Origin of the sequence: Streptococcus intestinihominis (genome assembly GCF_046824975.1) — a bacterium.
Lineage (GTDB): Bacteria > Bacillota > Bacilli > Lactobacillales > Streptococcaceae > Streptococcus.
The window spans coordinates 261,668-263,156 of sequence record NZ_JBKQBL010000004.1; the positions used below are offsets into that span (position 1 = coordinate 261,668).

Annotated in this window: 1 protein-coding gene; it reads right to left on the reverse strand. The window is 43.5% G+C overall.

Annotation, left to right across the window (positions count from 1 at the left end; all coding sequences use genetic code 11):
* Positions 1–1,489: MucBP domain-containing protein (locus tag ACLOR3_RS08155; protein ID WP_412037129.1), on the reverse strand; the 1,489-nt coding region annotated here is incomplete at both ends.

Below are 1,489 nucleotides of genomic sequence, written 5' to 3' on the forward strand. Positions count from 1 at the left end.
AGTTGGTTCTACAGGCTTGTCTGGGGTTGGCTCTACAGGCTTGTCTGGAGTTTCTTTAAGTTTGTAAACATACGTTACATTCTTATCGCCTTCGATCACTTTACCTGTAGTAGGGTCGGTAGATTTCAAGTGTCCTTCGTCATCCACTTCACCAACTGTGTAGTTGCCTGCTGGGACCAATTCATAAGTCTTACCGTCTTTTTCGATTGTTTGTGGACGGTTGTCTACCACTGTGTTGTAGTCCTTATCAACTGGTTGATTTTCTTCATCCGTCACATCTGACTTGATGGTCTTACCTTCTGTATCCACATAGTGAACATAAACGTTACCCTTAGGTTGAGTTGGTTCTTCCTTCACTTCTTTATAGACGTAAGTGATGATTGACTTAGGTTTGTCAACTTTACCTTTAACTGGATCAGATGATTCCAAGTGCCCATCTTCGTCCACTTTACCTACTGGGTAGTCACCTTTCGGTACGATCTTGTAGGTCTTACCGTCTGGAGTCTTGATAGTGTTAGGTTTTTCACCTTCCTCAGTGGTGTTATATGGAGTGTCATATGGTGAGTTTGGTGTGTCTTGACGAGGCTTTTCGATTTCCTTGCCATTTTCATCAACGTAAGTGATGATGACCTCACCCTTCTTAGGCTCTGCTGGGGTTTCCTTCAGTTTATATACGTAGGTGACATTCTTATCACCTTCGATGACCTTACCGGTTGTTGGGTCGGTTGACTTGAGGTGACCCTCATCATCCACTTCACCAACTGTGTAGTTACCTGCAGGTACTAATTCATAAGTCTTGCCTTCGAATTCAATCTCTTGTGGGCGGTTGTCTACCACTGTGTCGTAGTCTTTGTCCACTGGTTGAGCGTCTTCATCCGTCACATCTGACTTGATAGTCTTGCCTTCTGTATCCACATAGTGAACATAAACGTTACCCTTAGGCTCTTCCTTCACTTCTTTATAGACGTAAGTGATGATTGACTTAGGTTTGTCAACTTTACCTTTAACTGGATCAGATGATTCCAAGTGCCCATCTTCATCCACTTTACCTACTGGGTAGTCACCTTTCGGTACGATCTTGTAGGTCTTACCGTCTGGAGTCTTGATAGTGTTAGGTTTTTCACCTTCCTCAGTGGTGTTATATGGTGTGTCATAAGGTGAGTTTGGTGTGTCTTGACGAGGTTTTTCGATTTCCTTGCCATTTTCATCTACGTAAGTGATGATGACCTCACCCTTCTTAGGCTCTGCTGGGGTTTCCTTCAGTTTGTATACATACGTTACATTCTTATCACCTTCGATAACCTTACCAGTTGTTGGGTCTGTTGACTTGAGGTGACCTTGGTCATCCACTTCACCGACTGTGTAGTTTCCTGCTGGAACCAATTCATAAGTCTTGCCTTCGAATTCAATCTCTTGCGGACGGTTGTCTACGACTGTATCGTAGTCTTTGTCTACTGGTTGTTGGTCTTCATCGGTTACATCTGACTTG